11 protein-coding genes and 1 pseudogene are annotated in these 20344 nt (G+C 71.4%); 8 read left to right on the top strand and 4 right to left on the bottom strand.

Translation table 11 applies throughout. The features are described 5' to 3' along the window. Positions 1-149: 149 nt before the first annotated feature. On the bottom strand, positions 150-869 hold the full coding sequence (locus ACF09K_RS29810) for a pentapeptide repeat-containing protein (RefSeq protein ID WP_392248418.1): 720 nt from the start codon (positions 867-869) through the stop codon (positions 150-152). A 242-nt stretch (positions 870-1111) separates the two neighbouring features. Here ACF09K_RS29810 and ACF09K_RS29805 point away from each other — a divergent pair. Continuing rightward, positions 1112-1243: pseudogene (locus ACF09K_RS29805) on the top strand (site-specific integrase); the annotation flags it as partial. A 45-nt stretch (positions 1244-1288) separates the two neighbouring features. Here the strand turns inward: ACF09K_RS29805 and ACF09K_RS29800 are convergent. Beyond that, positions 1289-1732 (bottom strand): VOC family protein, encoded by a 444-nt coding sequence (locus ACF09K_RS29800; protein ID WP_392248417.1) that lies wholly within the window; start codon positions 1730-1732, stop codon positions 1289-1291. A gap of 168 nt (positions 1733-1900) precedes the next feature. On the opposite strand from ACF09K_RS29800, the gene ACF09K_RS29795 reads away from it, so the two are divergent. Next, positions 1901-4897, top strand: coding sequence for a bifunctional [glutamine synthetase] adenylyltransferase/[glutamine synthetase]-adenylyl-L-tyrosine phosphorylase (locus ACF09K_RS29795; RefSeq protein ID WP_392248416.1), 2997 nt, complete (start codon positions 1901-1903; stop codon positions 4895-4897). 221 nt (positions 4898-5118) lie between these two features. On the opposite strand, the gene ACF09K_RS29790 is transcribed toward ACF09K_RS29795, so the two are convergent. Both ACF09K_RS29790 and ACF09K_RS29785 read right to left on the bottom strand, forming a co-directional pair. Beyond that, entirely contained in the window at positions 5119-5949 is an 831-nt protein-coding gene (locus ACF09K_RS29790; RefSeq protein WP_392248415.1) for a phosphatase PAP2 family protein, read from the bottom strand. A 243-nt stretch (positions 5950-6192) separates the two neighbouring features. Then, positions 6193-7227 carry a LacI family DNA-binding transcriptional regulator gene (locus tag ACF09K_RS29785; protein WP_392248414.1) on the bottom strand — a complete coding sequence of 345 codons (1035 nt, stop codon included), beginning with the start codon at positions 7225-7227 and terminating at the stop codon, positions 6193-6195. Between the two features lie 380 nt (positions 7228-7607). Here ACF09K_RS29785 and ACF09K_RS29780 point away from each other — a divergent pair, with 380 nt between their 5' ends. The 6 genes from ACF09K_RS29780 (at position 7608) to pulA (ending at position 20152) form a co-directional block, all read left to right on the top strand. Beyond that, positions 7608-8879, top strand: a complete 1272-nt coding sequence (locus ACF09K_RS29780) for an extracellular solute-binding protein (RefSeq protein WP_392248413.1) — start codon at positions 7608-7610, stop codon at positions 8877-8879. Between the two features lie 96 nt (positions 8880-8975). Beyond that, complete coding sequence (locus ACF09K_RS29775) at positions 8976-9980, top strand: carbohydrate ABC transporter permease (RefSeq protein WP_392248412.1); 1005 nt, start codon at positions 8976-8978, stop codon at positions 9978-9980. Positions 9981-9993: 13 nt separating this feature from the next. Continuing rightward, on the top strand, positions 9994-10905 hold the full coding sequence (locus ACF09K_RS29770; RefSeq protein ID WP_392248411.1) for a sugar ABC transporter permease: 912 nt from the start codon (positions 9994-9996) through the stop codon (positions 10903-10905). Between the two features lie 304 nt (positions 10906-11209). Next, positions 11210-12904: a glycoside hydrolase family 13 protein gene (locus ACF09K_RS29765; protein WP_392248410.1), complete on the top strand. Its 1695-nt coding sequence runs from the start codon at positions 11210-11212 to the stop codon at positions 12902-12904. A gap of 284 nt (positions 12905-13188) precedes the next feature. Next, positions 13189-14562: an alpha-amylase family protein gene (locus ACF09K_RS29760; protein WP_392248409.1), complete on the top strand. Its 1374-nt coding sequence runs from the start codon at positions 13189-13191 to the stop codon at positions 14560-14562. Positions 14563-14749: 187 nt separating this feature from the next. After that, positions 14750-20152, top strand: coding sequence for a pullulanase-type alpha-1,6-glucosidase (pulA, locus tag ACF09K_RS29755; RefSeq protein WP_392248408.1), 5403 nt, complete (start codon positions 14750-14752; stop codon positions 20150-20152). Positions 20153-20344 lie beyond the last annotated feature (192 nt).

The raw sequence follows: 20344 nt of genomic DNA, 5'->3' as shown, positions 1-20344 counted from the left end.
CCCGGCCTCCGCGTTCGTGCCGAGCGGCACGGGAGGACCGGGAGCGCGCGCCTCGTGACGATGTGCCCGGCCGCGCCGCGACCGTACACGTCCCGGTGTCCGGGTACGTCATGGCGCCGTCCGCCCGGAGCGGCGCGGGACGCGCGAAGTCATCGCTCCTCCGGATGGCAGTGAGGAGCCCTCTCCCCGCCCCTGAACCCGTCTTCCCTCCATTCCTGCTGCGGCGTGATCAGGCGCCCGTCTCTGTTCCAGAACTCCTTCACCTCCACCGTTCTGAGCATGTCGGGGGAGAGGTCCTTGGGCCAGCAGGTGCGCGCGTTCACCTCTGCGTCCGCAAAGGATTTCGCGGAGATGTTTATGGCCGCGTGGGTGAAGTCCGCGCTTTGCAGCTTCGCCTCCCTCAGGTCGGCTTTCCTGAAGCTGGTGGCCTCCAGATCCGCCCCTATCAGTTCGGCTCCCTGCAGGTTGGCGCCGTCGAACACCGCCCCTACGAGCACGGCATCGCGGAATTTGACGCCCCTGAGGTCGACGCCGGTGAAGTCCGCATCACGCAGGATCTTCCCGCTGAAGTTGATTTCATGGATGTCGCGCTTTCCGGGCGAGAATCCCGGGATGCTCTCCGCGGCCTCGACGTTCGCTCGCCATGCGGCGTATTTCTGGGATTCCTCGAAAGAAGCCTGAAGGAACAGGACGGCGAGCCCCACGGCGAGACCGGTGATCAGGCCTCCGCCGATGGCCGAGAGGACCCCGATCCTCGACTCGGTGTCCCGCTGGTGAACGGCCATTCGCCAGGCGTCCGCCGCGAAGAGGCTGCCGAGTACCACGAGTGCGGCGATGAGGGCCCATTGCCAAGGGCCTGCAGTGGGCACGGAAATCCACCCCTTGCCTGAATGCGGGGACTTCCTTCACCATGAACGCCCGCCGGGCGGAGAGAGGGCGTGGACGCGCGAACCACAGCGTGGTGCGACCCTTTTCGACCGTCACGTGATGCGAATGACTGGAAGCCGCTCTCTCCTCCTCCTTATCCCTGGGGGCGCATGATCGCAATAGGGAAGGCGGGGCGCGCGTGCCTCCCGGACCAGGGCACGATCGGGTGACCTTGCCCGCCCACCTCGGTGAGGCGGGGGCGTCCCTGCTGATGCCGATGGCGAAGTCCCGGCACAAGAGGCAGGAGAACGTCCGCCGGTACTTCAAGCCCTCCCCGGAGGGCATCGCCGGGCTGACCAGCCTGCTCGCCCCGGGGGCCTGCGGGCAGCCGCCGGCCCCCGGCCGCCCGTGCCGTGCGGGGCTACTCCGAGTGCTGTCCGGCCAGGTTCGCGAGGACCTGGTGCAGGGGTTCCGTCGCGCGGCGGCGGTACTCCTGGATCGCCCAGCCGTTGCCGTCGGGGTCCTTGAAGTACATGAGCGTCGCGCCGTCCCGCGGAGCGAACTGCTGCGGCTCGCTCACCTCCAGGCCGCGGGCGGTCAGCTCCTCGTGGGCCGCCTTCGCGTCCGTCACGCACAGCTGCATCCCGTGGTACGTCCCCGGGCTCGGCGTGCCCGTGGGGACCTGGAGCCCGTCCACCAGGGCGATCGAGCAGCCCGAGCCGGGCGGCGTGAGCTGCACGATCCGCACGCCCTCCATCACCTCGCCGTCGAGGTCCACGTGGAAGCCGACCTTGTCCCGGTAGAACTCCTTGGCCCGGTCCACGTCGGACACCGGCAACAGGATGACTTCGAGGGTCATGTCCATGGAGCAACTCCTTCGTCGCGACCGTCGTGCGCGCCGTACGGCCCCCCGGGGCAGCCCCGAGGCGCATGGCTGCCCCCACACAACCCGAAACCCGGCCCGGGCGCCACCGTGCCGGCGCGGGTTAGGCTCGGGTCCGTACGACCTTGATCGCAGTCGAGGAGGCCGGGGATGACGGGGCCGGGGCGCAGGAGCAGTACCTTCACGCGGCTGCTGCGGCACGGTTTCACCGATGCCTCCGCCGCCGAACGCCTCCTGGACGGCGCCGAGCTGTCCGCGGTGCGCGACGACCCCGTGCTGCTGGAGGCCCTCGGCCGCACCGCCGACCCCGACCTCGCCCTCCGGGGACTCGCCCGGCTGCTGGAGGCACAGCCCGGCGAGAGCGCCCGGCGCGAGCTGATCGACACCGTGATAGCCGCCAAGCCGCTGCGCGACCGGCTGCTCGGGGTCCTCGGCGCCTCCGCCGCCCTCGCCGACCACCTCGCCCGGCACCCCCGGGACTGGGAGGCCCTGGTCACCTACGAGCCGCGCGACCTGCACCCCGGGGTGGAGGAGTTCGAACGCGGACTCGCCGGGGCCGACGACCCGGTCTCGCTGCGCGTCGCCTACCGGCGCTGCCTGCTGTCCATCGCCGCCCGCGACGTGTGCGGGACCATCGACCTGGCCGAGACCGCCGCCGAACTGGCCGACCTGGCCACCGCCACGCTCCGGTCCGCCCTCGGTCTCGCCCGGGCCGCCGCCCCCGACGACGCCGCGCTGTGCCGGCTCGCGGTGATCGCGATGGGCAAGTGCGGCGGACACGAGCTGAACTACGTCTCCGACGTCGACGTCATCTTCGTGGGCGAGGCCGTCGACGGGGCCGACGAGGGCAAGGCACTGCGCGCCGCCACCAAGCTCGCCTCGCACATGATGCGGATCTGCTCGGAGACCACCGTCGAGGGCTCCATCTGGCCCGTCGACGCCAACCTGCGGCCCGAGGGCCGCAACGGCCCCCTGGTGCGCACGCTCAGCAGCCACCTCGCCTACTACCGGCGCTGGGCCAAGACCTGGGAGTTCCAGGCCCTGCTGAAGGCCCGCCCCGTCGCCGGCGACCTCGCCCTGGGCGCGGAGTACGTGGCCGCCGTCGAGCCGCTGGTGTGGCAGGCCGCCGAGCGGGAGAACTTCGTCGCCGACGTGCAGAGGATGCGGCGGCGGGTCGTCGAGAACATCCCCGTCGCCGAGGTCGAGCGCGAACTCAAGCTCGGGCCGGGCGGGCTGCGCGACGTCGAGTTCGCCGTCCAGCTGCTCCAGCTGGTGCACGGGCGGGCCGACGCGTCGCTGCGCAGCGGCACCACCCTCGACGCCCTGCGGGCGCTCGCCGCCGGCGGCTACGTCGGGCGGGCCGACGCCGTCCAGCTCGACGCCGCCTACCGGTTCCTGCGCTCCATGGAGCACCGCATCCAGCTCCACCAGCTGCGCCGCACCCACCTCGTCCCCGAGGCCGAGGGCGACCAGCGGCGGCTCGGCCGGTCCCTCGGGCTGCGGGCCGACCCGGTGGCCGAGCTGAACCGCGAGTGGAAGCGGCACGCCGCCGTCGTACGCCGGCTGCACGAGAAGCTGTTCTACCGGCCGCTGCTGGACGCGGTGGCCCAGCTCGCCCCCGGCGAGGCGCGGCTGAGCACCGCGGCCGCCCGCGAGCGGCTCGTCGCGCTCGGCTACGCCGACCCGGCCGCGGCCCTGCGGCACCTGGAGGCGCTGGCGTCCGGGGTGACCCGCAAGGCGGCGATCCAGCGGACGCTGCTGCCCGTGCTGCTCGGCTGGTTCGCCGACTCCGCCGACCCCGACGCCGGACTGCTCAACTTCCGCAAGGTGTCGGACGCGCTGGGGAAGACGCCCTGGTACCTGCGGCTGCTGCGCGACGAGGGCGCGGCCGCGGAGAACCTGGCACGGGTCCTGTCGGCCGGCCGGCTCGCCCCCGACCTGCTGATGCGGGCTCCCGAGGCCGTCGCGCTGCTCGGGGACGGCGACGGCGGCGGGCTGGCCCCGCGCGGCCGGGCCCACCTGGAACAGGAGATCCTCGCCGCGGTCAAGCGCGCGGACGGCGCCGTGCAGGCGGTCACCGCGGCGCGCGGGGTGCGGCGCCGGGAGCTGTTCCGCACGGCGGCCGCGGACATCGTCGCCTCCTACGGCACGGAGGCGCAGCCCGTCGAGGCCGACCAGGGCGCCCTCGTCGACCTGGTCGGCGGGGCCGTCTCCGACATCACCGCGGCCACCCTGGCCGGCACCCTGCGGGCCGTGGTGCGCGAGGGCTGGGGCGACACGCTGCCCACCCGGTTCGCGATCATCGGCATGGGGCGGTTCGGCGGCCACGAGCTGGGCTACGGGTCCGACGCGGACGTGCTGTTCGTGCACCAGCCCCGCGAGGGGGCCGACGAGCACGAGGCCGGGCGGGCGGCCAACGCGGTCGTCGCCGAGATGCGGCGGCTGCTGCAGGTGCCCAGCGCCGACCCGCCGCTGCTCGTCGACGCCGACCTGCGGCCGGAGGGGAAGTCCGGGCCGCTCGTGCGGACGCTGAACTCGTACGCGGCCTACTACCGGCGGTGGTCGCTGGGGTGGGAGTCGCAGGCGCTGCTTCGGGCCGAGCCGGTGGCCGGGGACGAGGAACTGGGGCGGCGGTTCGTCGAGCTGATCGACCCGCTGCGGTACCCGCCGGACGGGCTCGGGGACGACGCGGTGCGGGAGATCCGGCGGCTGAAGGCGCGGATGGAGTCGGAGCGGATGCCCCGCGGGGCCGACCCCAAGCTGCACACCAAGCTGGGGCCGGGCGGCCTGTCGGACGTCGAGTGGACCGTGCAGCTGCTCCAGCTGCGGTACGGGGCGCGGGAGGCGGGGCTGCGCACCACGCGCACCCGCGGGGCGCTGGCCGCCGCCCGGGACTGCGGGCTGCTGTCGCGGGAGGACGCGGCGACGCTGGACGAGGCCTGGGTGCTGGCCACCCGGGTGCGCAACGCGGTGATGCTGGTGCGGGGGCGGGCCGGGGACACCTTCCCGTCCGCTCCCCGCGAGCTCGCCGCCGTGGGGCGGTACCTGGGGTACGGGCCCGGTCACGTGGGGGACATGCTGGACGACTACCGGCGGACCGGGCGGCTGGCCCGGCAGGTCGTGGACGCGCTGTTCTACGGGGCGTGACGGCGGGGTGTCGCGGGGCGTGACGGCCCGGGCGGCCGGTACCGCGCCGCCGGAACGGAGCGGGGTCAGGGTCGGGCCGGGCCGGGCGGGGTCCGGGTCACGCCGACCGGCGGGCGGGCGGCCGGTGGAGCACGCGGACGCCGTCGGCGCGGTGCCCGGCCGCGGCCGGTCCGCGGGCCGGGGAGACGGCGTCCTCGGCGCGGCTCGCGGCCACGGCGTGGCTACGGTCTCGACGGTGGATGCCGCGGCAGGGCGTGCGGCAGGGCGCCGTACCAGACGCGGGCCACCGTGTAGCCGAAGGCCAGGCAGACGAGGCCGCCCACGGCGTCCAGCCAGAAGTGGTTGGCGGTGGCGACGATGACGATCAGGGTGGCCGCCGGGTAGAGCAGGCCCAGGACGCGCACCCAGGGGAGCGTGGCCAGGGCGAAGATCGTCAGGCCGCACCACAGTGACCAGCCGATGTGCATGGAGGGCATCGCGGCGTACTGGTTCGACATGTTCTTGAGATCGCCGGAGGCCATCGAGCCCCAGGTCTGGTGGACGACCACCGTGTCGATGAAGACGCCGCCGTTCATCAGGCGGGGCGGGGCCAGCGGATACAGGTAGTAGCCGACCAGGGCCACGGCCGTGGTGGCGAACAGGGCGAGGCGGACGGCCCCGTAGCGGCCGGGATGGGCGCGGTAGAGCCAGACCAGGACGCCCAGGGTCAGCACGAAGTGCAGGGTGGCGTAGTAGTAGTTCATGCCGACGACGAGCCAGGTGACCGAGTTGACCGCGTGGTTGACGGACTCCTCGACGGCTATGGCCAGGTGGTGCTCCATCCGCCAGATCCAGTCGGCGTTGCGCAGCGCCTCGGTCCGCTGCTCGGGGACCGCGTTGCGGATCTGCGAGTACGTCCAGTAACTCACCGCGATCAGCAGGATCTCGAACCACAGGCGCGGGCGGCGCGGAGTGCGCAGCCGCTGCAACCGACCAGGGCGTTGCGGGGCCGTGACAGGCACCGGGACGGCCTGGTCATGGCCTTCCAGAGACGTCACGGTCGATTCACCCATGGACACAGAGTCTGCCAGAAAAGCCTTCTCCTCCGATCATCCCCCGGTCCGATGGGGCACGCACGTTCTTCCCCCTCGGAACCCCTGGGGGGACACGGCGGACGTACCGCCCCGAAGCGGACGTCTCCGCTCCGTGGACGGGCCCGGACCCTGCGGAGGGGGCCGGCCCTGCGGACGGCCCGGCCCCGCGGACGGGGCCAGGTCCTGCGACCGGAGTCAGGCCCCGCTGCCGGGGCCCGCCCCCTATGGCCGGGACCGGTCGCCCGGCGCCGAGGCCGTCGAGCCGCGGACCACCAGCTCCGGCATGAACACGAACTCGCTGTGCGGGGCCGGCGTACCGCCGATCTCCTCCAGCAGGGTGCGCACCGCGGCCTGCCCCATCGCGGGGACCGGCTTGCGGACCGTCGTCAGGGGCGGGTCGGTGAAGGCGATCAGGGGGGAGTCGTCGAACCCGACGACGGAGATGTCGTGGGGGACGGACAGGTCGCGCTGGCGGGCCGCCCGTATCGCGCCGAGGGCCATCATGTCGCTGGCGCACACCACCGCCGTGCAGCCGCGGTCGATGAGGGCCATGGTGGCGGCCTGGCCGCCCTCCAGGGTGTAGAGGGAGTGCTGGACCAGGTCCTGCTCGACCGTCTCCGCGCTCAGCCCGAGGCTCTCCTGCATGGCGCGGACGAAGCCCTCGATCTTGCGCTGCACCGGCACGAAGCGCTTCGGGCCGAGGGCCAGGCCGATCCGGGTGTGGCCGAGGGACGCGAGGTGGGTGACCGCCAGGGCCATCGCCGCCCGGTCGTCGGGGGAGATGAACGGCGCCTGCACCTTGGGGGAGAAGCCGTCGACGAGCACGAAGGGGACGCCCTGCGCGCGCAGCTGCTCGTAGCGCTGCATGTCGGCGGTGGTGTCCGCGTGCAGGCCGGAGACGTAGATGATGCCGGCGACCCCGCGGTCCACCAGCATCTCGGTCAGCTCGTCCTCGGTGGAGCCGCCCGGCGTCTGGGTGGCGAGCACCGGGGTGTAGCCCTGGCGGGTCAGCGCCTGGCCGATGACCTGGGCCAGGGCCGGGAAGATGGGGTTCTCCAGCTCGGGAGTGATCAGGCCGACCAGGCCGGCGCTGCGCTGGCGCAGGCGGACGGGGCGCTCGTAGCCCAGGACGTCCAGAGCGGCGAGCACGGACTGGCGGGTGGTGGCGGCGACGCCGGGCTTCCCGTTGAGGACGCGGCTGACGGTCGCTTCGCTCACCCCCGCCTGCGCGGCGATGTCGGCAAGCCGTGTGGTCACAGGGTTGGACTGTACCGGCCAGGTGTCCCCTTGCACACCGAACGGACGCCTCGGGCGACCTGTCGGACGGCCCCGGCCGGTCTGCTGCGTCATCGCGCTCCCTCGTGAAAGTGATGGCAAGAGCTTGCAGAGTCTTGCACAACCCGCCCCTGACCGCTCCACCGTTGGAAACAAGCGTCTCATGACGGTCGCTGAGAGGTCACGTCCGAATAACTTCGGAGATCCCTTGCACTTCTTTTCTGCAAGGTCTTTCGCAACGCTTACATCGCTGTTACGTTCTGGACGCCCGGCGGCCGCAAAGGCGCAGTCGGCAAGTCGACAGGGGCGGCGGACGGGGCCGCTCCTGGGCTACACGGGCTTTCACCCTCAAGGAGAACTCAATGCGGCGTGGCATAGCGGCCACCGCGCTGGTGGCGTCCCTCGCCCTCGCGGCGACGGCCTGCGGCGGAGACAGCGACAGCGGCGACTCGGCCGGCGGCCCGGTCACCATCACCTGGTGGGACACCTCCAACGCGACCAACGAGGCGCCGACGTACCAGGCCCTGGTCAAGGAGTTCGAGGCCGCCAACAAGGACGTCAAGGTCAAGTTCGTCAACGTCCCCTTCGACCAGGCGCAGAACAAGTTCGACACCGCCGCCGGTTCCAAGGGCGCCCCGGACGTGCTGCGCTCCGAGGTCGGCTGGACCCCCGCCTTCGCCAAGAAGGGCTTCTTCCTGCCGCTGGACGGCACCGAGGCCCTCGCCGAGCAGGACAAGTTCAAGTCCAACCTGATCGAGCAGGCGAAGTACGAGGGCAAGACGTACGGCGTCCCCTTCACCACGGACACCCTCGCCTTCGTCTACAACAAGGAACTGTTCGCGAAGGCCGGCGTCGAGGTCCCCAAGACCTGGGACGACCTGAAGAAGGCCGCCGCCACCGTCAAGGACAAGACCGGCGTCGACGGCTACTGGGGCTCCACCGCCGGCTACTACGCCCAGCCGTTCCTGTACGGCGAGGGCACCGACATGGTCGACGCCGACGCCAAGAAGATCACCGTCAAGTCCGCCGAGGCCCAGAAGGCGTACGGCACCTGGCTGGGCCTCTTCGACGGCAAGGGCCTGCACAAGGCCGACGTGACCGCCGACGCCTACGCCCACATCCAGGACGCGTTCGTCAACGGCAAGGTCGCCTCGATCGTCCAGGGCCCGTGGGAGATCACCAACTTCTACAAGGGTTCCGCCTTCAAGGACAAGAACAACCTCGGCATCGCCACCGTCCCGGCCGGCTCCGCCGGCAAGGCGGGCGCCCCGACCGGCGGCCACAACCTCTCGGTCTACGCCGGCTCCACCAAGGAGAAGCAGGAGGCCGCGCTGAAGTTCGTGAACTTCATGACCTCGGCCAAGGCGCAGGAGACCATCGCGCTGAAGAACTCCACGCTGCCCACGCGTGACGACGCCTACACCGACCAGGTCAAGGCCGACCCGGGCATCGCCGGCTACCAGACGGTCCTCTCCGCCGCCCAGCCGCGCCCGGCCCTGCCCGAGTACAGCTCGCTGTGGGGTCCGCTGGACGACGAGCTCCCGCAGATCGCGAGCGGCAAGGAGTCCCTGGACAAGGGCCTGGGCGACGCGGAGACCGCGATCGTCAAGCTGGTGCCGGACTTCAGCAAGTAATGCCCGCGTGGCCGCCGGACCCGCTTCCCGCAGGGGAGGGTCCGGCGGCCGCCGGCCTGTGTGCCGTACTCCTTGATCATCCAGAAGGTGCCGAACATGACAGTCGCCATCGATCGCGCGACCGGCAAGCGCCGCGGTGACCGCGCGCCCCGCCCCGGCCCGGCAGGCCGCCTGAAGCGCAGTTTCCAGAAGCACTGGTACGCCTACGCCATGATCGCGCCGGTGGCCCTGGTGCTCGGTGTCATCGTGCTGTACCCCCTGGCGTACGGCTTCTACCTCACCCTCACCGACGCGGACAGCCTGAACTCGGCCCGCACCATCGGCGTCAACGAGATCGAGGCCACCTACAAGTTCATCGGCATCGACAACTACGCCGACATCCTGTGGGGCGAGACGGCCTACGACCGCTTCTGGTCGCACTTCCTCTGGACGATCGTGTGGACGGCCGCCTGCGTCGCCCTGCACTACGGCATCGGCCTGGGCCTCGCCCTGCTGCTCAACCAGAAGCTGCGCGGGCGCACCCTCTACCGGCTGGTCCTGATCCTGCCGTGGGCCGTGCCGACCTTCGTCACCGTCTTCGGCTGGCGCTTCATGCTCGCCGACGCCGGCATCGTCAACACCGCCCTGGACTCCCTCGGCCTGCCGACGCCGCAGTGGCTGGAGGACACCTTCTGGCAGCGCGTCGCCGCCATCACGGTCAACACCTGGTGTGGTGTTCCCTTCATGATGATCTCCCTGCTCGGCGGCCTGCAGTCCATCGACGCCAGCCTGTACGAGGCGGCCGAGATGGACGGCGCGAACGCCTGGCAGCGGTTCCGCCACGTCACCCTGCCCGGCCTGCGCTCGGTCAGCTCCACCGTGGTCCTGCTCGGCGTCATCTGGACCTTCAACCAGTTCGCCGTCATCTTCCTGCTGTTCGGCAACACCGCCCCGGAGGCGCAGATCCTCGTGACCTGGGCCTACCAGCTCGGCTTCGGACAGCAGCCGCGCGAGTTCGCCGAGTCCGCGGCCTACGGCATGCTGCTGCTGGCCATCCTGGTCGTCTTCACCTCCTTCTACCGCCGCTGGCTGAACCGCAATGAGCAGCAGCTCGCGATCTGAGGCAGGAGTCCCCATGAGCACCTCCACCGTCACCCCGACCGCTCCGGCGGACCGGCCCGCCGACGACGGGACCCCGGCCCGCGGGTCGCGCCGGCGCAGCGAGAGCAGCCCGCTGGCGCGCCTCGCCTCGCACGGCCTGCTGACCGTGGCCGGACTGATCGCGCTGTTCCCGGTCGCCTGGCTGGTCTTCCTGTCCCTCGGCCCCGACAAGGACGACTACCTGCGTCCCGGCGGCATCTGGGGCAAGATGACGCTGGACAACTACACGTTCATCCTGCAGAACACGAACTTCTTCGACTGGCTGAAGAGCTCGCTGATCGTCTCGCTCGGCACCACGGTCATCGGCGTCCTGGTCGCCGCCACCACCGGCTACGCAGTCTCCCGCATGCGCTTCCCGGGCTACCGGAAGTTCATGTGGGTGCTCCTGCTCACCCAGATGTTCCCGGTGGCCGTCCTGATGGTCCCGATGTACCAGATCCTCTCGGACCTGCGGCTCATCGACAGCTACCTCGGACTCGTCCTCGTCTACTGCTCGACGGCGGTGCCGTACTGCGCCTGGCTGATGAAGGGCTACTTCGACACCATCCCGTTCGAGATCGACGAGGCGGGACGCGTCGACGGACTGACCCCCTTCGGCACGTTCGCGCGGCTGATCCTGCCGCTCGCCAAGCCGGGGCTGGCGGTCGCCGCGTTCTACAGCTTCATCACGGCGTTCGGCGAGGTCGCCTTCGCCACGACGTTCATGCTCGACGACGAGAAGTACACCCTCGCCGTCGGCCTGCAGAGCTTCGTCAGCGAGCACGACGCGCAGCGCAACCTGATGGCCGCCACCGCGGTGCTGATCGCGATACCCGTCTCCGCGTTCTTCTACCTCGTGCAGAAGAACCTGGTGACCGGCCTGACCGCCGGGGGCACGAAGGGGTGACGCCCCGCCGGGAGGACGGTCGCGCGACCGCCGTCGACCACCGGCCGCGGTCCCGCCGCGGCCGCTCCCGGCGCCGCCCCGGGCGGGCCGAGCCCGCGGGCGGACCCGGCCCGCGCCCCGCCGAGGGCGCTGCCACCGAAGACCCGAGGCGGCCGCGGTCACCATCCGACCCCGCTGTGACCGCGGCCGCCTCGTCAGCCACCGCCGTACCTCCGGCACCGCCGCACATCCGCCCGAACCCGATGACTCCTCTCCCGCGCCCGACCTCGCTCGGGCGCGGGACACCCACCGCCTCAAGGAAGCCATGAGCCAGCAGCACTCCGCCGCCCCGGCCCCGACCACCCGGCCCGCCCCGGCCGTCGCCACCGTCGCGCAGCGCGGCGACTGGTGGCGGGACGCGGTCATCTACCAGGTGTACCCGCGCAGTTTCGCCGACAGCAACGGCGACGGCATGGGCGACCTGGAGGGCGTACGCTCCCGACTCCCGTACCTGCGCGACCTCGGCGTGGACGCCGTGTGGCTGAGCCCCTTCTACGCCTCGCCGCAGGCCGACGCCGGCTACGACGTCGCCGACTACCGTGCCGTCGACCCGATGTTCGGCAACCTCCTGGACGCCGACGCCCTGATCCGCGACGCCCACGGGCTGGGCCTCAGGATCATCGTCGACCTGGTCCCCAACCACTCCTCCGACCAGCACGAGTGGTTCAAGCGGGCGCTCGCCGAGGGCCCCGGCTCCGCGCTGCGCGACCGCTACCACTTCCGCCCCGGCAAGGGCGCGGACGGCGAGCTGCCGCCCAACGACTGGGAGTCCATCTTCGGCGGCCCGGCCTGGACCCGGGTGACCGAGCCCGACGGCACGCCCGGCGAGTGGTACCTGCACCTCTTCGCGCCCGAGCAGCCCGACTTCAACTGGGAACACCCGGCCGTCGGCGACGAGTTCCGCTCCATCCTGCGGTTCTGGCTCGACATGGGCGTCGACGGCTTCCGCATCGACGTGGCGCACGGCCTGGTGAAGGCGGAGGGCCTGCCCGACCTGGGTTCCCACGACCAGCTCAAGCTGCTGGGCAACGATGTCATGCCGTTCTTCGACCAGGACGGCGTGCACGAGGTCTACCGGCAGTGGCGCCTGGTTCTCGACGAGTACGCCGGTGAGCGCATCTTCGTCGCCGAGGCGTGGACCCCGACCGTCGAGCGGACCGCCCACTACGTCCGCCCCGACGAGCTGCACCAGGCCTTCAACTTCCAGTACCTGGCGACCGAGTGGGACGCCAAGGAGCTGCGCGAGGTCGTCGACCGCACCCTGGAGGCCATGCGCCCGGTCGGCGCCCCCGCCACCTGGGTGCTCTCCAACCACGACGTCACCCGGCACGCCACCCGCTTCGCCAACCCGCCCGGTCTCGGCACCCAGATCCGCACGGCGGGCGACCGCGACCTGGGCCTGCGGCGCGCCCGCGCGGCCAGCCTGCTGATGCTGGCGCTGCCCGGCTCCGCCTACGTCTACCAGGGCGAGGAACTGGGGCTGCCGGACGTCGTCGACCTGCCCGACGAGGTCCGCCAGGACCCGGCGTACTTCCGCGGCGCCGGCCAGGACGGCTTCCGCGACGGCTGCCGGGTCCCGATCCCGTGGACCCGCGAGGGCTCGTCGTACGGCTTCGGCGGCGGCGGCAGCTGGCTGCCGCAGCCCGCGGGCTGGGCCGAGCTGAGCGTCGAGGCGCAGCAGGGCGTGCCCGGTTCGACGCTGGAGCTGTACCGCTCGGCACTGGCGCTGCGCCGGTCCCGGCCGGACCTCGGCGCGGGCGACTCGGTGGAGTGGCTGCGTGCCCCCGAGGGCGTCCTGGCGTTCCGGCGCGGCGCGTTCGTGTGCGTCGCCAACACCACGGGTGCGCCGGTGACCGTGCCGTCCTACGGCCGTGTCCTGCTCGCCAGCGGTGAGCTGAGCGAGACGGACGGCGGGACGGGGCTTCCGGCGGACACCACGGTGTGGTTCGCCACGGACTGACGGTTCGCCGCGGACTGGCGGTTCGCTGCGGCCTGCCGGTCCGGACCGAACCGAACCGGACCAGGTCGGAGCGGACCGGACCGGAGCGGACCGGACCGATTCGGTCCGGTCCGCTCCTACGTGACCCGACGGCCCGGCCGCCACGGCCCGACGGTCCCGCGAAACTTCTTGCATCAACTTCTCCCGGCCCGCTGCCTTTTCAGGCAGCGGGCCTTTAACATCTGCGTCACCGCAAGGTTGCTGGAATCTTTCAGCAAGAACCTTCAACGTCGAAGGAACCCCACATGGCACGCAGGACCCTCTCCGGGGCGCTGGCCCTCTCGGCCGCCGCCCTTGTCATGACCCCGTCGTTGGCGCAGGCCTCCCCGCCCGGCACCAAGGACGTCACCGCCGTCCTCTTCGAATGGAACTTCGCCTCCGTCGCCCGGGAGTGCACCACCACCCTCGGCCCCGCCGGCTACGGATACGTGCAGGTCTCCCCGCCCGCCGAGCACATACAGGGCTCCCAGTGGTGGACGTCGTACCAGCCGGTCAGCTACAAGATCGCCGGACGCCTCGGCGACCGCGCGGCCTTCCAGAACATGGTGAACACCTGCCACGCGGCCGGTGTGAAGGTCGTCGCCGACGCGGTCGTCAACCACATGTCCGCGGGCAACGGCACCGGCACCGGCGGCTCGTCGTACACGAAGTACAACTACCCCGGCCTGTACTCCTCGTACGACTTCGACAACTGCACCTCGCAGGTCACCAACTACCAGGACCGCTGGAACGTCCAGAACTGCGAGCTGGTCGGCCTCGCCGACCTCGACACCGGCGAGGACTACGTCCGCGGGGCCATCGCCAAGTACCTGAACGACCTGCTCTCCCTCGGCGTCGACGGCTTCCGCGTCGACGGGGCCAAGCACATCGCGGCCGCCGACCTCGCGAACATCAAGTCCCGCCTGACCAACCCGAACGCCTACTGGAAGCAGGAGGTCATCTACGGCAGCGGCGAGGCCGTCCAGCCCACCGAGTACACCGGCAACGGCGACGTCCAGGAGTTCCGGTACGCCTACGACCTCAAGCGGGTCTTCAACAACGAGAACCTCGCCTACCTGAAGAACTACGGCGAGGGCTGGGGCTACATGAACAGCTCCGTCTCCGGCGTCTTCGTCGACAACCACGACACCGAGCGCAACGGCTCCACGCTCAGCTACAAGGACGGCGCCACCTACACGCTGGCCAACGTCTTCATGCTGGCCTGGCCCTACGGCGCCCCGGACGTCAACTCCGGTTACGAGTTCTCCGACACCGACGCCGGCCCGCCCAACGGCGGCTCCGTGAGCGCCTGCTGGCAGAACGGCTGGAAGTGCCAGCACGCCTGGCCCGAGATCCAGCGCATGGTCGCCTTCCGCAACGCCACCCGAGGCCAGTCGGTGACCAACTGGTGGGACAACGGCGGCGACGCGATCGCCTTCGGCCGGGGCTCCAAGGGCTTCGTCGCGATCAACCACGAGAGCGGTTCCCTGAGCCGGACCTACCAGACCTCGCTGCCCGCCGGGACGTACTGCAACGTGCAGAGCAACACGACGGTGACGGTCAACTCCAGCGGCCAGTTCACCGCCACCCTGGGCGCGAACACCGCGCTGGCGATCTACGCGGGCAAGTCCAGCTGCTGACCGCGTGACCTGACCGCGTGACATGAGCGTATGACAGCAAGGGTCGTGAAATTTCTTGCCGAGTCTTTCACGACCCTTGCTGTAAACCTTTCGTCAGGGTTACGGTCACGCCGGCGCCCGGCGACGCAGTCGTCCCGTGGCGCAGGGGTCGGACCCAATGAGCCGTAATCGCAAGGAGTTCACACCTGTGACACCGAGATGGCCGGCGCCCGGGACGCGCCGCACCACCCGTGCCGGACGGGTCGCCGCGGTCACCGCGGCAGCCCTCGCGGCAGCGCTCGTGCAGCCGCTCGCGGCCCGCGCCGCCACCCCGCCCCCGCCGCCCTCCGACGCGGCGCTGGCGAAGACCGCCGCCCGGCACGACCTCACCCGCGAGCAGTTCTACTTCGTCCTGCCGGACCGTTTCGCCAACGGCGACACCGCCAACGACCGGGGAGGCCTGACCGGTTCCCGGCTCGCCACCGGCTACGACCCCACCGACAAGGGCTTCTACCAGGGCGGCGACCTCAAGGGCCTCACCCGGCGCCTCGACTACATCAAGGGGCTCGGCACCACCGCCCTGTGGCTGGCGCCCCTCTTCAAGAACCAGCCCGTCCAGGGCACCGGGAAGGACGCCTCGGCCGGCTACCACGGCTACTGGATCACCGACTTCACCCAGGTCGACCCGCACTTCGGCACCAACGAGGACCTCGAGACCCTCATCGACAAGGCGCACGCCAAGGGGATGAAGGTCTTCTTCGACGTCATCACCAACCACACCGCCGACGTCGTCGACTACCAGGAGAAGTCCTACGGCTACCTCGCCAAGGGCGCCTTCCCGTACCTGACGAAGGACGGCGAGCCCTTCGACGACGCCGACCACGCGGGCACGAAGGACTTCCCCGAGGTCGACGCCGGCTCCTTCCCGCGCACGCCCGTCGTGCCGCCGGCGAGGAAGGACCTCAAGGTCCCCTCCTGGCTCAACGACCCCACGATGTACCACAACCGGGGCGACTCGACCTTCGCCGGCGAGAGCTCGACGCACGGCGACTTCTCCGGCCTCGACGACCTGTGGACCGAGCGTCCCGAGGTCGTCCGGGGGATGGAGAGGATCTACCAGCGCTGGGTGCGGGACTTCGGCGTCGACGGCTTCCGCATCGACACCGTCAAGCACGTGAACATGGAGTTCTGGACGCAGTGGGCCACGGCCCTCGACGCCTACGCCGCGAAGCGGGGCCGCGACGACTTCTTCATGTTCGGCGAGGTCTACTCCGCCGACACGGCCGTCACCTCCCCGTACGTCACCCGGGGCCGCCTCGACGCCACCCTCGACTTCCCCTTCCAGGAGGCGGCCCGCCAGTACGCCTCCCAGGGCGGCAGCGCGAAGAAGCTCGCCGCCGTCTTCGGCGACGACTACCGGTACACCACCGACAAGGCCAACGCCTACGAGCAGGTCACCTTCCTCGGCAACCACGACATGGGCCGCATCGGCACCTTCCTGAACCAGGACAACCCGAAGGCCACGGACGCCGAACTCCTCGCCAAGGACAAGCTCGCCAACGAGCTGATGTTCCTCAGCCGCGGCAACCCCGTCGTCTACTACGGCGACGAACAGGGCTTCACCGGCGCCGGCGGCGACAAGGACGCCCGCCAGACGATGTTCGCCTCGAAGACCGCCGACTACCTCGACGACGACCGGATCGGCACCGACCGCACCCACGCGTCCGACGCCTACGACACCGACGCCCCGCTCTACCGGCAGATCAGCGCCCTCGCGAAGCTCCGCAAGGCCCACCCGGCGCTCACCGACGGCATCCAGACCGAGCGGTACGCGGCGGACGGCGCGGGCGTCTACGCCTTCTCCCGCACGGACGCGAGGACCGGCACCGAGTACGTGGTCGCCTTCAACAACGCGGACGAGGCCACGTCGGCCACCTTCGCGACCGGCTCGGCGAAGACGGCCTTCCGCGGCCTCCACGGCACCTCCGCGACCGTCACCTCCGACGCCGGCAAGAAGATCACCGTGACCGTCCCCGCGGGCGCGGCGATCGTCCTCGAGGCGGCCGGGAGGCCCGCCGCGCCGGCCGTGAAGCCCACCGTCACCCTCCGGGCCCCGGCCGCCGGCGCCACCGGCACCGTCGAACTGGGCGCCGACGTGGACGGCGGCGGGCTCAACCGCGTCGTCTTCGCCGCCCAGGTGGGCAACGGCGCCTGGCGCACGCTCGGCTCCGCCGACCACGCCCCCTACAAGGTCACGCAGGTCGTCGGCGAGGACGTGCCCCCCGGCACCGCCCTGCGCTACAAGGCCGTGGTGATCGACTCGGCCGGCCGCACGGCGAGCGCCACCGCCGCCTCCACCACCGGCACCCCGCCCGCCCCCGAGGTCCCCACCGCCTCCTCCCGCGATCATGCGGTCGTCCACTACAAGCGCACCGACGGCGACTACGCGGACTGGGGCCTGTACGCCTGGGGCGACCTCGCCGACGGCGAGTCCACGAACTGGCCCGACAGCCACCCCTTCACCGGCCGCGACGCCTACGGCGCCTTCGCCTACGTCAAGCTCAAGCCCGGCGCGTCCGGCGTGAGCTTCCTCGTCATCGACAAGCAGGGCAACAAGGACGTCACCGCCGACCGCACGATCGACGTCACGAAGACCGGCGAGGTCTGGATCGAGCAGGGCAAGGAGACCGTCCTGACCGAACGGCCCGCCTACCCGGCGCCGGACAGGAGCAAGGCCGTCCTGCACTACCACCGGGCCGACGGGAACTACGACGGCTGGGGCCTGCACACCTGGACCGGTGCCGCGAACCCCACCGAGTGGTCGAACCCGCTGAAGCCGGTGCGCACCGACGGCTACGGCGCGGTCTTCGAGGTGCCGCTCACCGAGGGCGCCACCAGCCTCAGCTACATCCTCCACAAGGGCGACGAGAAGGACCTCCCCACCGACCGGTCGCTCGACCTCACGGCGGACGGCCACGAGGTGTGGCTGATCGGCGGCCAGGAGAAGCACCTCCTGCCGCAGCCCGCCGGCTCCGCCGCCGCCCTCGACCTCACCACCTCCAAGGCGGTCTGGATCGACCGGGACACCGTCGCCTGGAACGGCTCCGACGCGGCCGCCTCCACCCAGCTGCTGTACTCCCGCACCGGCTCGATCACGGCGGAGGGCGGCGCGCTCACCGGCGCCGACCAGCGCTGGCTGCGGCTCGCGAAGAGCACCCTGACCGACGCCCAGAAGGCGAGGTTCCCGCACCTGAAGGCCTCCACCGCCTGGACCGTCGACCCGCGTGACCGCGACCGCGTCCGCGAGGCGCTGCGCGGCCAGGTCGTCGCCTCCCAGCGGGCCGCGAACGGCGCCGTGCTCACCGCCACCGGAGTGCAGACCGCGGGCGTCCTCGACGACCTCTACGCGGCCGCGACCAAGGCAGACCTGGGCCCGACGTTCCGCGACGGCCGTCCCACCCTGGCCGTCTGGGCGCCGACCGCGCAGAAGGTGTCCCTGGAGATCGACGGCTCCACCGTCCGGATGAAGCGCGACGACGCCACCGGCGTCTGGTCCGTGACCGGCCCGAGGTCCTGGAAGAACAAGCCCTACCGCTACGCCGTCACGGTGTGGGCGCCCGGCGTCCGCCGGGTCGTCACCAACAAGGTCACCGACCCCTACTCGGTCGCCCTGACCGCGAACTCCGCGCGCAGCCTGGTCGTCGACCTCGACGACCGGGCGCTCGCCCCCGAGGGCTGGTCGAAGCTGGCCAAACCCGCGGCCGTCCCCCTGAAGGACGCCCAGATCCAGGAACTGCACGTCCGGGACTTCTCGGTGGCCGACCCGACCGCCGACGCCCCCGGCACCTACCTCGCCTTCACCGACAAGGACAGCGACGGCTCCGCGCACCTGCGGCGACTGGCGAGGTCCGGCACGTCGTACGTCCACCTGCTGCCCGTCTTCGACATGGCCACCGTCCCCGAGGAGAAGGCCGACCAGGCGGCCCCCGGCTGCGACCTCGCCTCCTACCCGGCCGACTCCGACCAGCAGCAGGAGTGCGTGGCGAAGTCGGCCGCCAAGGACGCCTACAACTGGGGCTACGACCCCTACCACTACACGGTCCCCGAGGGCTCCTACGCCACCGACCCCGACGGCACGGCCCGTACCGTCGAGTTCCGCGAGATGGTCAAGGCGCTCAACCAGGACGGCCTGCGCGTCGTCATGGACGTCGTCTACAACCACACCGCCGCGGCCGGACAGGCGTCCACCAGCGTCCTGGACAAGGTGGTGCCCGGCTACTACCAGCGGCTGCTGGCCGACGGCTCGGTCGCCAACAGCACCTGCTGCGCCAACACCGCCACCGAGAACGCCATGATGGGCAAGCTGGTCGTCGACTCGATCGTCACCTGGGCGAAGGAGTACAAGGTCGACGGCTTCCGCTTCGACCTCATGGGCCACCACCCCAAGGCCAACATCCTGGCGGTCCGCGAGGCCCTGGACGCGCTGACCCCCGCCAGGGACGGCGTCGACGGCAAGAAGATCATCCTCTACGGCGAGGGCTGGAACTTCGGCGAGGTCGCCGACGACGCCCGCTTCGTGCAGGCCACCCAGAAGAACATGGCCGGCACGGGCGTCGCGACCTTCTCCGACCGCGCCCGCGACGCCGTCCGCGGCGGCGGCCCCTTCGACGAGGACCCGGGCGTCCAGGGCTTCGCCTCCGGCCTCTACACCGACCCCAACTCCTCCACCGCCAACGGCACCCCCGCCGAGCAGAAGGCCCGCCTGCTGCACTACCAGGACCTGATCAAGGTCGGGCTCAGCGGCAACCTCGCCGCCTACCGGTTCACCGACACGTCCGGCAAGGAGGTCACCGGCGCCCGGGTCGACTACAACGGCGCCCCGGCCGGCTACGCGGACGCCCCCGGCGACGCCCTCGCCTACGCCGACGCCCACGACAACGAGTCGCTGTTCGACGCCCTCGCCTTCAAGCTCCCGGCGGGCACCTCCGCCGCCGAGCGGGCCCGCATGCAGGTCCTGGCGATGGCCACGGCCACCCTCTCGCAGGGCCCGGCGCTCTCCCAGGCCGGCACCGACCTGCTGCGCTCCAAGTCCCTGGACCGCAACTCCTACGACAGCGGCGACTGGTTCAACGCGATCCACTGGAACTGCGCCGACGGCAACGGCTTCGCCCGCGGACTGCCCCCGGCCGCCGACAACGCCGCCAAGTGGTCCTACGCCAAGCCCCTGCTGACCCGGATCGGCGTGGGCTGCGCCCAGATCACGGGCGCCTCGGCCGCCTACCAGGACCTGCTGAGGATCCGTACGGCGGAGAAGGCGTTCTCCCTCGGCACGGCCGAGCGGGTGCAGTCGGCGCTCTCCTTCCCGCTCTCCGGCGAGGACGAGACGCCCGGCGTCATCACCATGCGACTCGGTGACCTGGTCGTCGTGTTCAACGCGACGCCCGACGCACAGGACCAGCGGGTCGACGCGCTCGCCGGGACCGGCTACCGCCTGCACCCGGTGCAGGCCGCCGGGGCCGACGGCACCGTCAAGGCCGCCGCCTACGCGACGGGCACCGGCACCTTCACCGTCCCGGCACGGACCGTCGCGGTGTTCACCCGCACTCCCTGAGAACCGCACCGCCCCGGTGGAGCGGACCTCGAACCCGGGTCCGCTCCACCGGGGTGTCCGGTGGGCGACACACCGGCCACCGACCCGCGGCCTGCCCCCTAGGGCGTGTCTGACAATTCCCGCCGGGCGCGCGACGCCTGGCACGGCACCTCGCCGCGTTGTCGGATCACCCGAGTACACCCAGTACACGGG

It is taken from the genome of Streptomyces sp. NPDC014882 (genome assembly GCF_043081325.1).
Lineage (GTDB): Bacteria > Actinomycetota > Actinomycetes > Streptomycetales > Streptomycetaceae > Streptomyces.
The sequence above is the reverse complement of the archived record's forward strand: the minus strand, read 5'-3'. Positions and strand labels throughout refer to the sequence as shown.